This is a genomic window from Mycolicibacterium celeriflavum (genome assembly GCF_010731795.1).
Classification (GTDB): Bacteria; Actinomycetota; Actinomycetes; order Mycobacteriales; family Mycobacteriaceae; genus Mycobacterium; species Mycobacterium celeriflavum.
The window spans coordinates 2485638-2498477 of record NZ_AP022591.1 but is presented as its reverse complement, the minus strand read 5'-3'; the positions used below and the strand labels follow the sequence as shown (position 1 = coordinate 2498477).

At 64.6% G+C, this 12840-nt stretch carries 9 protein-coding genes; 4 read left to right on the top strand and 5 right to left on the bottom strand.

Annotation, left to right across the window (positions count from 1 at the left end; genetic code table 11):
• The first annotated feature begins 718 nt into the window (after window positions 1-718).
• Window positions 719-3406 (top strand): AAA family ATPase, encoded by a 2688-nt coding sequence (locus tag G6N18_RS12260; RefSeq protein ID WP_234806221.1) that lies wholly within the window; start codon window positions 719-721, stop codon window positions 3404-3406.
• Between the two features lie 622 nt (window positions 3407-4028).
• On the opposite strand, the gene G6N18_RS12255 is transcribed toward G6N18_RS12260, so the two are convergent.
• Together G6N18_RS12255 and G6N18_RS12250 are read right to left on the bottom strand one after the other, a co-directional pair.
• Entirely contained in the window at window positions 4029-5567 is a 1539-nt protein-coding gene (locus G6N18_RS12255; RefSeq protein WP_083005213.1) for an SIR2 family NAD-dependent protein deacylase, read from the bottom strand.
• 114 nt (window positions 5568-5681) lie between these two features.
• On the bottom strand, window positions 5682-5831 hold the full coding sequence (locus G6N18_RS12250) for a hypothetical protein (RefSeq protein ID WP_163689869.1): 150 nt from the start codon (window positions 5829-5831) through the stop codon (window positions 5682-5684).
• A gap of 198 nt (window positions 5832-6029) precedes the next feature.
• Between G6N18_RS12250 and G6N18_RS12245 the strand changes: the two genes are divergently transcribed.
• Window positions 6030-7370 carry a serpin family protein gene (locus G6N18_RS12245; protein WP_133052473.1) on the top strand — a complete coding sequence of 447 codons (1341 nt, stop codon included), beginning with the start codon at window positions 6030-6032 and terminating at the stop codon, window positions 7368-7370.
• Here the strand turns inward: G6N18_RS12245 and G6N18_RS12240 are convergent.
• Window positions 7367-8338 carry a hypothetical protein gene (locus G6N18_RS12240; RefSeq protein ID WP_083005219.1) on the bottom strand — a complete coding sequence of 324 codons (972 nt, stop codon included), beginning with the start codon at window positions 8336-8338 and terminating at the stop codon, window positions 7367-7369. The genes G6N18_RS12245 and G6N18_RS12240 overlap by 4 nt on opposite strands.
• 18 nt (window positions 8339-8356) lie before the next feature.
• Entirely contained in the window at window positions 8357-8698 is a 342-nt protein-coding gene (locus G6N18_RS12235; protein ID WP_083005223.1) for a DUF732 domain-containing protein, read from the bottom strand.
• 167 nt (window positions 8699-8865) lie between these two features.
• Here G6N18_RS12235 and G6N18_RS12230 point away from each other — a divergent pair, with 167 nt between their 5' ends.
• Window positions 8866-10524 carry a nuclease-related domain-containing DEAD/DEAH box helicase gene (locus G6N18_RS12230; RefSeq protein WP_083005226.1) on the top strand — a complete coding sequence of 553 codons (1659 nt, stop codon included), beginning with the start codon at window positions 8866-8868 and terminating at the stop codon, window positions 10522-10524.
• 54 nt (window positions 10525-10578) lie between these two features.
• Here the strand turns inward: G6N18_RS12230 and G6N18_RS12225 are convergent, their stop codons facing one another.
• Window positions 10579-12018, bottom strand: coding sequence for an ADP-ribosylglycohydrolase family protein (locus G6N18_RS12225; protein ID WP_083005230.1), 1440 nt, complete (start codon window positions 12016-12018; stop codon window positions 10579-10581).
• Window positions 12019-12094: 76 nt separating this feature from the next.
• Between G6N18_RS12225 and G6N18_RS12220 the strand changes: the two genes are divergently transcribed.
• Window positions 12095-12745 carry an NUDIX hydrolase gene (locus G6N18_RS12220; RefSeq protein WP_083005233.1) on the top strand — a complete coding sequence of 217 codons (651 nt, stop codon included), beginning with the start codon at window positions 12095-12097 and terminating at the stop codon, window positions 12743-12745.
• Window positions 12746-12840 lie beyond the last annotated feature (95 nt).

Below are 12840 nucleotides of genomic sequence, written 5' to 3'. Positions count from 1 at the left end.
ACGAGCGGAGATGACACGTAGGGTTCGCCCGTGTGGCTACGTGAGGACGCCGATTCCGACGGCGAGATCTCGTGACCGTTAGCATCCACTGGATATAGGTGTGTGGGGTTGCAGCACCGTTTGGTCCGGCAATAGCGGCCAAGCTGGACTGAGGACGCAAGTTGTGGCTGGTGTGCGTACCCGTGGGCGACTAGCCACGACCATCGGCGCAGCTTGAAGGTGGGTAGCTCGTCTTCCTGTCTGTCGTCGCCGCGCGCGCGACAACGAACCCGCCCTGCGATAGACGGAACCCAGCAATCGTTCGCCCCGACGGTACACAGGTTTCTAACCGCGTCGAGGTCGTCGTCGACTACCACGTGAGAATCAGGCTCTGGTGCATCGGCCGTGCCCACGTTTCACCTCACTTCGAATTCGCTATCCTGCCGGGTACCTTGAGTTACTGGGCTGTGTCAAGATCGGAAGTCACTGTGCAGGAGGCCAATCGATCTTGATTGCTCGGTTCCAGCTCAGATTCTGCATGTTTTCCGTCTGAAACTGCGCAGGTTTTGCTTCACCTCCGTAAATTTACTAGCTTCAACCCCTCCTCCTGATGACGCACGGATGTTTTCCGTTATGTTCCGAACCATGGCTAGCAATCGCCGATGACTCTAGTTCTTGATATCGGTGACCAGTTCGGTAGAGGGTTGACACCCCTCGAAGTTCCTCCGGTCGGTCGTGCGTGTGCGCCTCGATCCGCCTCATTTTCTGCATCGTTCCCGCACCTGAGGAGCCCAGCGTCGCCGAGATCCTCGCAGGATCGCCACCGAGCACGGCGTCACTCTCGCTACCATCGGCGAGGTCGCACGAAGTAAGCGGAGAAGCGGGGAGGCTTTGCCATGCGACTGTGGCTGCGGCTGCGGCTGGACGCTTTCGACCCATATCCGGGGGACACATGACGTCGACGCTTGCAGACGAGGGTCCGAGCGGCGCCGTCGCCGACGCCCGCCTCAAGGATTTCGTCCTGGCCCGCGCCGACGAGGACGCTGACCTCGATGAGGAAGCCCGCCTTGTCGTCCTGGCTGCCTTGGAGGGGCCGGGTGATCTGTCCGAAGTTCTCGGCGAAGGCGCCACGAGAACGGAGCTCGTCGACGCCCTCACCACACCCACCGGCGTCGCCGCCGAACCGGCCGGCGCGTACCTGACCTCGATCACCGTCGAGGGCTTTCGCGGCATCGGTCGGCAGACGAGGCTGCCGCTCAAGCCGGGTCCCGGCCTCACCGTCGTCGCTGGCCGCAACGGCTCCGGTAAGTCGACCCTCGCCGAGGGGCTAGAGCTCGCGCTCACCGGAACCAACTCCCGCTGGAAAAACAAGCCCGCGATCTGGTCCCAGGACTGGCGCAATCTGCATTCCGGCGACACATCGCAGATTCGCGTCGGCCTCGCGGAGGAAGGGGCGGGCGCCGCGGTGATCGGTGTCGACTGGCCGTCCGGAGATGTCCCAGTCAGCGAATGCGAGCGATGGGTTCAGCGCGCCGGCAAGAAGCAGGAAGACATCGCAACACTCGGGTGGGAAACCGCACTAGAGATGTACCGTCCGCTGCTGAGCTACGACGAGCTGAGCGGCATCCTCGAGGGCAGTCCCAGTGCGTTCTATGACCAGCTTTACAAGCTCCTCGGGCTCGAGCAGCTCAACGATGCGATAACGCGCCTCGATGTTGAAGTGAAGCAACTACGGCAACCCGCTGCCGACGTACGCAAGGCCCGGGATGCACTCAAGCCGAAGCTCGAATCCCACGAGGACCCCCGTGCCGCTTCGGCACTGGCACATGTCCGCAAGACCAAGCCAGACCTGGATGCGGTGCGACCGCTCATCACGGAAGGGACCGACGCGGCTGTGCCGCAGGCATGGCTACGCGCTGAGCGATTGACCGCGCGTGAACCCAACGACATCGCGCTCAAGTGCGACGCGTTGCGGTCTGCTGCTGAGAGCGAGCGCCAGGAGATGGAGCGATCTGACGCTCTTGCCGCCGACCGCGCCAAGCTCCTCGAGATGGGTCTCGGCTTTCACGAGCATTTCGGTGATCAGAAGTGTCCCGTATGCGGCCACGGGATCCTCGACGAGTCGTGGGCTGTCGCCGCGCGGGCAGCACTCGAACAAGATCAGGAAGCGGCGCAGGCCCTGACCGCAGCCCGCGCGGCGACCGCCCAAGCACGGTCGGCGGTGATGGCCGCCGTGCGCGAAGTCGCCGCGCCGCCGCCGGCTGACGCCGAGCTGACCACGCTGGGAGCCGCGCGCAAAGCGTACGACGCTTTCGTGAAACTACCGGCTGACGGCGAAGCCGCTCTGGCGGATCATGTCTCGGCTACCCTCGGACCGCTACGGCAGACCTATGCGACTCTGCGGCAGGAAGCCGCGCAACTGATCCAGCTCCGCGCAGACGCCTGGGGACCGATCGCGCTCGAGCTGGCCGAATGGGTCCGCAAGGCCGAAAGGGCCGCGGAAGCGGCGCCGAAACTGAAGGTCGCCGACGAGGCGCTCAAGTGGTTGCAGAGGAACGCCGGTGTGTTACGCAACGAGCGCATCGCGCCGCTGGCGGACGAGGCCAAACGTATTTGGGCCGCACTGCGGCAGGAAAGCAATGTCGACCTCGGTGAAATTCGCCTCGAAGGCCAGAACACATCGCGTCGCGTGGTGTTGAAGGCTGATGTGGACGGCTCCGACACCGACGCGTTCGGTGTCATGAGTCAGGGGGAATTGCAGGCTCTTTCGCTGGCGATCTTCATTCCGCGGGCCACTTCATCTTCGAGTCCCTTTCGGTTCCTCGTCCTCGACGACCCGATCCAAGCCATGGACCCATCGAAGATCGACGGCTTTCTCGAGGTGCTTGTGCGGCTCGCGGAGACCCGTCAAGTCGTCGTCTTTACCCACGACGACCGACTTCCATCCGCGATTCGCGTCTCTCGTGCTCCAGCGCGAATCGTAGAGCTAACCCGAGGCGCGAACTCCGTTGTCTCGGTTACGGAATCGACGCGACCGGCCGACCGTCTGCTCGACGACGCGTTTGCGATCGCGGTCGATGAAGCGGTTCCCGACGACATCAAGAAGAAGGCCGTTCCGGTGCTCTGTCGAGAAGCGGTCGAGGCGACCGCATGGGACGTGTATTCGTCACGTCTCTTGACGGAGGGTCGGACACGCGCCGAGCTTGAGGAAGCGTGGGGGAACGCAACCACGACCAGGCTGCGGGTGGCTCTGGCCGTTGATCCATTAAATGACAACGCTATTGAGAAGTGGCTGTCCAGCGGCTCGGCGCGTCGGGCGGCGATGTTGGTCGCGACCAAGGGTGCGCATACTGGTGTGCAGGATTACAAGGAGGCGGTCAAGCAGACGCGTCTGGCGACCGGTGACCTTCGGAAGCTATCGCCGTGACCTCACGCGTTGCCTTCCTCAATTATGCCGACCGGCTGCTCGACGGAGAATTCGGTCTTGATGCGCGCGGCCCACGAATCGCCGCGCTTCTGGCACGTTCGGTGCTGGAGGAGTGGATCGAGGAACAGAGCGCGTCGTGGTCGTCGCCGTTGTTGGGGTATCCGACTACAAGGTCGAAAATCGTTGCGTTAGGCGCTGTCCGGGGCGCCGAGGTCGGAGAGCGGACGCGACGAATCTGGCACAGACTTAGCCGCGCGGTTCACCACCACGCCTACGAGCTTCAGCCGTCTGCCGCGGAGATACGGCAATTGGTCGGCGCAGTCCGTGAATTGCAACAAGACTCGTCGACGATTGTGTCGTGAGATTGCTTGAGTGTGACAACGGGCAAGACGATCGGTTAAGGCTCTGGGCGTACTTGCCGCGCGGCCGACGCAACCAATTCTCGTGTTGTGTCAACGGCACCGTCCGCGGTCGGCCGCCCCGTAGTACATGAGCGGCGACACTGCGTTTGCTCAATTCGAACACCGGCTATGGCCGCGAGTCGGGATACCGCACGGAATGCGAACAGTCGGATGCCTGCTTGATCCTTCAGTCGACGGTGACTGGCCGATAGGTGTCGACCCTAGTTGGCACCTAATCTAGACAGGAACTCCTTCACCTGGCTTCCGACCGTGCGAGGCGCACTGTGCGCGGTCATTCTGACTAGCTCGTTGAGCGGCGTAAGCAACTCAGATTCACTCTCGGTGAGGTCAGCGTATGACTCGTCGAGAAAGAAGGCCGCCGACGTGGTAGCTAGGTAGCCGACGAGGTCGAGGAATAGCTCGAGTTGCCTCGCTGCCCAAGGGAAATCATCCTTATCAATTTCACCGATCACCATCGGCACAGTATCGAGGTCCTGCTGCCAGAGCTTCCGCTCGAGCGGGTCGTCACGCAACGTGAGTACAGTTCCACGCCCAACTCCATCGACGCTGTCGCCACGGGCGGCCCGCACCTCATCCAGGAGCTCGTGGAAATCCTCGTCGCTCAGTGAATAGCCTACAAAGACCATCTTGCGCATCATGAGTAGGCCTTGGACCAGTCCCATCAGGGCGCCGTATTGACGCGGCATCCTAAGGTAATCGGATCGGGTGAGGATCATGCCTCTGTGGTCATCGATACTGCCGTGCAGTTTGAGCAGTAACCGTCCATCGGTCTTGCGAGGATCACGGGGCAGGACGGCTATGCCGTTGCCGGAGACCGCGGCGGCATCCTCAAACAACTTGTCGAAGTTGGTGGTCACTGCTTCCTTGCTCGGCAAGGAAGCGAGCAAGCCGTGCGCCAACGAGTAGCGCGTCTTTTCGCCGATGCGATCCGCGACGCGCTTCTTGAAACTGTTGCTCGTGTCGCGCAATGCGGATTCGATCAGCGTCGCTTGATCCCGCAGATCCTTCTTGGCGAGGAGTTCACGCTCCTTGTAGGTGAAGTTGGCCTCTTCGGCCATACTTTCCAGCAAGCCCTTCCAAGTGTCGACGCCCGCGCCGGCGCTTACGCCCGCACCGATGAAGAGCACCAATTGGTGCTCGATGGCGTCTTTCGCTAACTCGTCCGCCTTCGATATCAGCTCCTCACGTAGTGGCCAGGTATCGGATGCATTGGCATTGTCGAGGTACTTGCGGCGTGCCCACTGCGCGGCCGCATAGGGCCTGTCGCCGTAGGTGACGAGGATGATGTCGACCTCGTGCGTATGGGCCAGTTCGGTCAAGGTCTTGACGAGACCCAGTGCTAGCTTGCCCTTCGTTCCCCGGCCACCCCCCTTCCCCGAACCGACCACGTTGACCGCGAGGCGCCGCAGCGGCCAGGTGTAGATACGTTCCCGCTCTGGGTCGTCACGCGGATCGCGAGTCGCCTGTGCGACGAACTCTTTGACGACTGGAGCGAATACTGAAAAGTCCGATTGATCACCAAACTGACCAATGTTCCCCAGCCACACGCGCGGCATACGGTGCCGTTTGCTGAGCGGAATGACATTCCGGCTGTCCCAGGACGTGGGGATTTCGTTCCTGTCCTCGATCAGGCGATGCCACGTGGGTTCAATTTCAAACGTGTTGTCGGTCGGAACCAGCACGGCGTCGCACGCGACCCTGGTTAGGTCGCCGTTGATGATGAAGAGGTGGCCATCCATGGCGCAGATGGTAGCGAGAGTTTGGTTGCACCCATCGCCGGAATAACATCCGCTCCATCGGAACGGCGCAGCGAGCTGTTGATCTTGCGAGCCGGTGCAACTGTTACCGAGTCTTCAGTACGCCGGCAATCCCTTCACCCGTCTCGTGATCCGCGCCAACAGGTGATCATTGACATCCATCAGCAGCTCAACCGGATCCACCCCGACGATGCCCTTCGCATAACGACGCAACTTCGCCATCTCCCGGACCTGCAGGTCGAACATATCGATGAAGGTTCGATAGCCACTCCAGCGGCACGCCCGCCGAGCCGTGCACAGTCACCCATCAGGTCTGCGTGCTCGCTCGGCGCGTAGAATCCACGGCACAAATCGGACAACGCTAGGGACTGCTCGAGGTAGTCCATCAGCCGGTTCGCGATGTGCATGATCCTGTTGTCGGCGGGTCAAGGTACCTTGCCGGCCATGACGAATACGTGGCCCGCTTGCGGCCGATGCGGATCGACCACCCTGCACCGCAGGGCGTTTGGCATGCCCACCCCGGAGTTGTTCGAGGAGGCAGACCGCCGACCGGATCTCACGCTGGGCGGGTGCGTCGTGATGGAGGGCGCCTGGACGGCCGAGTGCATGACGTGCGGTCAGCGTGAAGTCATTGGCCGGTACGACGATTCGGTGTGGACGACGTCGACCCGTCCGGACACCGCCGGCCTCATCACCGCGTACGCGGCGTCGACGCGGCAGTCACTGGACACAGCGCTGACGCCAGCCATCTCCTACCTTGGGTTGTGGCTGTTGCTCGCCCGCTTCGCGCCCGTCGCGACAAGTGCGCACCGCGCCCGACTGGCCGAGGCGCTCGGCGTGTCCTGCGAGGAAGCCGCCGCGCTGGCCGCCGGCCTGCTCGACGCGCCGCATCCAACCGTCTCCGCGGCGCTCGGCGCTTGGTCGCGCTCCCCGGCGACGGCGACGCTGCCTGTCGCGCTCGACGAGCTGCCCGACCAGGCGGGGCTGGACCGCTGGGCATTCGAGCACACCCGCGGCCTCATCGAGCGGTTCCCGTTACAGGTCGACCCGTTGACCCAGCTCGTCTTGGCCACCGCGCTGGTCCTGCAGGCGCGGTGGACGGCGGTATTGGGCACCGACGAGAACGGGCTGCTTGTGCTCGATGGTGGGCTGCAGACCATTGTCGACACGAGTGCCGCGGGACTTGTCGCCGTCGCCAAACCGTTCAGCGAGGACGGTGTCGACGTCGTCAGCGTCATTGCTGCACCGGGTGTTTCGCCGACCGATGTGTGGCTTGCTGTCGATGAGGTCGTCGCCAAGCTCAACGAGGGCGCACTGTGGCACGGTGCATCGCCCGGCGGGGTTCCGTCAGACGGCCACGCTTGGACCGTCCGCGAGACAACTGAGGCATTCGATTCGTGGGATGCACCCGGCGACGGCGATTATCTCTGGCGCAGTCATCTGCCGCGCTGGGACGCCTTCGTCGACGACAGCGCACTCACCGCCGCTCCCGGGGTGGTGGAGCTCGCCGCGTCACTGAGAGAGGCTGTGCCCGGACTCGAAGGTCCGATCCAGTGCCTGCAGGCCGCCACGGCCGCCTACGACGAGAACGGTTTCGAGGCCGCCGCCGTCACAGCCTTGGGGATGGTGACGGGCGAGCCGCAGTTCGTCGAGCGCACCATCCACCGTGTCGATGTCACCTTCGACCGCCCGCATGCCGTCGTCGCGGTCGCCCGCGGCGGTGCCTGGGAGGGCGTGCCGCTGTTCCACTGCTGGGTCACGCCGAAACAGCCGGCCGGGCGTTAGCCTTTCGCGGCTGCGCGCACCTGTTTCTCAATCCGCTTGATTAGGTCGTCGTCGACGACAATCTCGAGCGTTATCGAGCCGAAATCGACATCGCCTGGCGCATACCGCAACACAGCTGGCATCTCTTCAACCAGTTCAGCGAGCTCGTCGATGAACCTCCGGAATCCGTCGAGCGGGACGTCCATCAGCAGCGAGCAGTCCTGCAGCAGCCCGCTGTGCACCGAGGGCACGCTGACGTCACGGCACCGCTCGGCCAGCTCGAGGAACCGCTCGTGAAAGTCCATCAGTCGGTTGGCCACATGCACGATGCCCTCGGCGTCGGCGGTGCTTTCGTCGTCGCTGTCACCGAACACGCCCATGAATGCCGGCGCCCGGATGAACGATTCGAGCCGACGGGCAAGCTCGTACAGGTCGTCCAGGCAGTCCTCGACGAAAACGGCAACCTCCCTGCCGTTTCGGGCAAACCCGCCCTGCGCCGTTGTGTAGTGCAGGTCGAGGTCTCGCAGGCGCGGTCGCACGTCTGCGAGACGCTGAAGTAGTACCGACACGAACGCCGCCCAGCGCCACTCCGTCGGCTTCTCGTCCAGGAGCACGTCGAGTTCTTCTGCGGTGTAGGTGATCGCAGCGACAGGCCGATCGTCGTCCGGTGTGTCAGCCGGCGGTGCTGACGGCTGAGGCGAGACCGACCGCATCAACTCGGCCCCTTCGACGCCGTAAACGCCCCTCTGGTCGCCGCGCGCCGCCCATCGATGCTGCCGGTCCGCACGGTGAGCCAGGATTTCGGCCTGACGGGCGGCGGCGAGCCGGCGTTCCTGCTCGCGGCGGATGAGTGCTCGCACCGCGAAGAACAGGCCGACCGCAACACCGACCCCGATGATCACCCAGTAGTAGGTGATGACCACCCAGATCAGAAACAACAGACCGAAAAACGCTGCGACTCCACCGGAGTCCGAACCGCGACTCGCCATCACGACCGCCCGAATCTCTTACAGCGGTTGGGTGTAGCCCATGTCGCGTGCCCACTCGACGACCGCCGGCTTGGCATCCAGGCACATGGTGTTCACCGCCGACAGCAGCACGATCGCCGACTCCGCCGGCGCGAAGCCCGTCCGCTGCAGCTTGGCCAGCACGGCCGGCGGCGGCACCCCGAAGCGCAGCTCGTGACAGAGCTCCTTGCCGATGTCGATCATGTCGACCATCGAGCTGTAGTAGACACCCATGTTGTCGAGCTGCGCGATGAAGTCGTACTGGTCGGCGTGCGCCGGAGTCGACAACGCCACCGCCCCGCACACCGCGAGCGCTCCTGCAATTCCCCCACGTCCGCGCATGATCCCCCCTCGATTAGCGCTTGAGGTAGACGGTAAACCAGGCCACTGACAAATCCGCCGCACCGGTTCGACGCGGAGTGACGGACCCTGTGGCTAACATCGAGAGACGTCACAGGGGAGGGGTTCGACATGCGGGGGTCGCGTCGAAGCTGCGTGCGGACGCGCCGATGACCATCACTCCGAACGAGACGCCGCGCCTGGCCAATCCGGCCGAGCGCAAGGTCTACCAAGCGCTTATCGAGCAGCTCGAGCCCAACGATCTCCTCATGCCGGGACAACGGGTCACCGACCACCTCAAAGACCACGAGGTCGACTTCGTCGTCGCGATCGAGGGCGCCGGCATCGTCTGCATCGAAGTCAAGGGCGGCGAGGTCTGGCACGACGGCGAGGGCTGGCGCCAGATCCGCGGCGGCCGCCAACACACCATCGAACCGGTCCGCCAGGCCCGCGAAGCCTGTTACGCGCTGCGCGACTTCATCGAGAAGGACCCTCGCTGGACACAGGGCCGGCTCCGCTGGGACCACGTCGTCGTCCTGCCCAACGTCGAGTTGCCCGCCGACTTCGGGCTGCCCGAATGCCCACGTTGGAAGGTCATCGATCGCACCGACCTCCCGAAGCTCGTCGACAAGCTCCGCTATGTCCTCATCGGCCAGGAACTCGACCGGCCGCTGCTGAGTCAAGCGGGTATCGATCAGCTCGGCGCCGCCCTGTCCGGCCGCGGTCTTCCGCAACGCGACGTCGTCGCCCGCGCCCTGGCCAACGAGGACGCCGCCGACGCGCTGACCGAACACCAGGCGGTCATCCTCGACGCCATCCGCTTGCTCAACCGCGTCGAGGTCCGCGGCGGCGCCGGCAGCGGCAAGACCTTCCTGGCGATGGAGCAGGCCCGCCGTCTCGCCCAGCGCGGTCAACGCGTCGCGCTGGTCTGCTACTCCCACGGCCTGGCGTCCTACCTTGAGCGGATCGCCGCCACCTGGCCTCGCCGCCAACAACCGGCGTACGTCGGCGAGTTCCACGCCCTCGGCGTGCAATGGGGCGCACCCGAAGGGCCCGACGAGGCGCTGCGGACCGAGGAGGCCGGCAAGTTCTGGGAACACGACCTCCCGCTCCAAATGGCCGAGATCGCAGCGCAACTCGAACCGGGTCATCGATTCGACTCGATCGTCGTCGATGAAGCACAGGACTTCGCCGACGCCTGGTGGGATCCGCTGCTCGCCGCCCTCAAGGACCCGGTCGACGGCGGCCTCTACGTCTTCACCGACGAAGGCCAGCGGGTCTTCGACCGGTACGGCGCACCGCCGGTACCCCTGGTGCCGCTGATCCTTGATCACAATTTGCGCAACACCCGCCAGATCGCCAACGCATTCCAGCCGCTGGTCGATCACCCGATGCGCTATCTCGGCGGTGAGGGGCCCGCCGTCACCTTTGTCGCCTGTAACCGTGAGGACGCGCTCGACGCCGGTGACGACCAGGTAGACCTTCTTCTCGAACAGGGTTGGCGCCCAGAAGATGTCGCGCTGCTGACCACCGGCAGCCGCCATCCGGAGCAGGCCGAACGGCAGAAGGACGGGAACACGGCGTACTGGGATACGTTCTGGGACACCGACCAGGTGTTCTACGGCCACGTTCTGGGCTTCAAGGGACTCGAACGCCGCTGTGTGGTTCTGGTGGTCAACGAGACAAGCAAGTTCGAACGATCCCGCGAACGGCTCTATGTCGGATTGTCCCGGGCCCGCGACCAACTCGTAGTGTGTGGCGATCCCCACTTCATCCGCGAGGTGGGCGGAGCGGACTTGGCACGTCGGCTGAACTTGCCTCCGGCCTAGCGTCAGTCGTAGCCGTGCCTGCTCACGATTTCCCCATCTATCCCTTCATCGCACTCACACCGCGTACTGCAGCCGCCGTAGCGCCTCCCGGAACGCTCGGTTCGGATGCGCGCCCGGCAACGCGGCCGTCACATCCCGAACTGCCTCTTCCACGTCGACCGCCCGCAGGCGCGACCCGTACAACGCCGCGACGGTCGGTGTGCGGCTGTAGGCGCCGACGCAGTGCACCAGCACTGTGCGCCCCTCGTGCCGTAATTTCTCGACGAGTCGCACGGTATCCAGCAGCATGAAATCCAGATGCGGGTTCTCGTCGCTGTCAGGCTGATCGATCAGCCGCACCTCGATGTGCGGCATGTCGGTACGCATGTCTTCGTCGGTGAGCCGGCACAGCGACACCACCGCATCGACGTCGTTCGGCAGATTCCGGAGGACGCCGATGCCGCCGAGCAGCACGCGGTCGTCATACGGGTGCCGCGCGAAGGTGTCGACTGGCGAACCAGGGTAGGAAAAGTCGAAACCGTCCGGCTCGCCCTTGCGTTCGATCCCCGTTGCCAGCGCCACCAGGCCGTGCGCATACATGCCCGGCCACCCGTGCAGCAGACGTCGCCAAGCACCCGGAACCGCCGAGGCCCCGTACGCAGCGCCGAGCAGGCCGCCCGCAATCGCCGCGACCGTGTCGGTGTCGTAACCCGCGCGCACCGCGGCGTCCAGTGCCAGACGCAGATGGTCTGCACGGAACCGTCCCGCCTCGGGATCGTCGACCGGTACCGGCGTCGTCGCAATCGCCGACCACGCCGCCTGCAACGCCGTCACCACCCACCCGTTGTTCGGGAAGGACGCGGGACGCGCCGATTCGGCGTCGTCGAGACGCTTCGCCCACAGCTCGCGACGTCCGGGCTCGATGTGGCGCAGGCCGATTCGAACATCGAGTTTTCCCGTCAGCACCGCGTGCCGGATCCCGCTACACCACAACACGCATGCCTCGCCGGCATCAGCCTCGAAATGGGTCAACTCGGCTATCGCGCGCGCGGCCTCGGCCATCGCATCCTCATCGTCGAGATACGCCAGCGCCACCGGCGCCGTGCGCATCAGGGCGCCATTGCCCCCGCTGCGACCACTGCGCTGATGGTGTTTCTCCGACTCGGCGCGAGCGCGCGCCGCCGTGATGGCGCCACCACGAGCGGCTGCCCTGAGCACCGAACTCGTCTGGATGCCCACGTCTTTGGCCGTCCGGGACCAGTCGTACCACCGCTGCACAATCGCGTCCTGCGCTGACGCAGTGCGCAGATCTGCTCCCGTCGCAGCGACTTCCGCGATCGCAATCGCCATCGACGTGTCATCGGTCCATTCGCCGGGCTCCCAACCGCCGCCGCCCGCCATCGCCACCTCGAGTTCGGGTCCGCGCGGCGGCTTGAACTCGTATGGCGCTCCGAGCGCATCCCCTGCTGCTGTTCCCAGCAGCACACCCTCGACCCGATCGTTGAAAGCACTCATGCCTCCGCCTCCTCCCAAACGCACTTTGCGCAGATCCGCGCAAACTGTCAATTCTGTTATACGCTGGACAACCGACATGAGCGATCACGTCTACCGAGACACCAGTGGGAAAACGCTGGCCGACTATCCGCGACCATCGGTCGCTGTCGACACGGCAGTTCTCACACTCGAGCCCCGAGTTGGCCTTATGGTGCTCGAGGTGCGCCGCCCGCACCAACCCGGCTGGGCCCTGCCTGGCACGTTTCATCACGAGGGCGAATTGCTCGCCGACGCGGTTGACCGATCGCTGCGCGACAAGGCGAATGTGCGCGGGCTGCACCCGCGGCAACTCCACGTGTTCGACGATCCGCACCGCGACGACCGTGGCTGGGTGCTGTCGGTGGCCCACGTCGATGTGGTGCGTCTCGAACAACTCGAGTCGCGGTTCGCCGACACCACCCGCTTGGTGCCCATTGAAACCCCGGGGCGGCTGCCCTACGACCACGCCGACATCATCACGCTCGCAGTCGAACACATCCGATCGAGATACTCGGATAGGCCCGACCCCGATGGTCTGCTCGGCCACGAGTTCACCCTCCGAGAGCTGCGGATCGCGCACGAAGCCGTCGCCGGCCACACCTTGCAGCGCGACACCTTCCGGCGCGCAATGGAACCGCATCTGGAGCCGACGGGCACCACAACGGCGGGCACCCGGGGCCGTCCCGCTGAGCTGTTTCGAAGGCGCTGAGCCGCTACAAGCGGTCTTTCGGCACCAACTGGTTGTCGGTAGCTCCCGATACCGTCGAATCGACTTCACCGATGCCGTCGCCTCAGCCCGGCCCG

Coding starts and splice junctions, on each gene's coding strand:
- G6N18_RS12255 (WP_083005213.1), bottom strand. CDS start 5,567: ATGGATGGCCACCTCTTCATCATCAACGGCGACCTAACCAGGGTCGCG.
- G6N18_RS12250 (WP_163689869.1), bottom strand. CDS start 5,831: ATGTTCGACCTGCAGGTCCGGGAGATGGCGAAGTTGCGTCGTTATGCG.
- G6N18_RS12245 (WP_133052473.1), top strand. CDS start 6,030: ATGACGAATACGTGGCCCGCTTGCGGCCGATGCGGATCGACCACCCTG.
- G6N18_RS12240 (WP_083005219.1), bottom strand. CDS start 8,338: ATGGCGAGTCGCGGTTCGGACTCCGGTGGAGTCGCAGCGTTTTTCGGT.
- G6N18_RS12235 (WP_083005223.1), bottom strand. CDS start 8,698: ATGCGCGGACGTGGGGGAATTGCAGGAGCGCTCGCGGTGTGCGGGGCG.
- G6N18_RS12230 (WP_083005226.1), top strand. CDS start 8,866: ATGACCATCACTCCGAACGAGACGCCGCGCCTGGCCAATCCGGCCGAG.
- G6N18_RS12225 (WP_083005230.1), bottom strand. CDS start 12,018: ATGAGTGCTTTCAACGATCGGGTCGAGGGTGTGCTGCTGGGAACAGCA.
- G6N18_RS12220 (WP_083005233.1), top strand. CDS start 12,095: ATGAGCGATCACGTCTACCGAGACACCAGTGGGAAAACGCTGGCCGAC.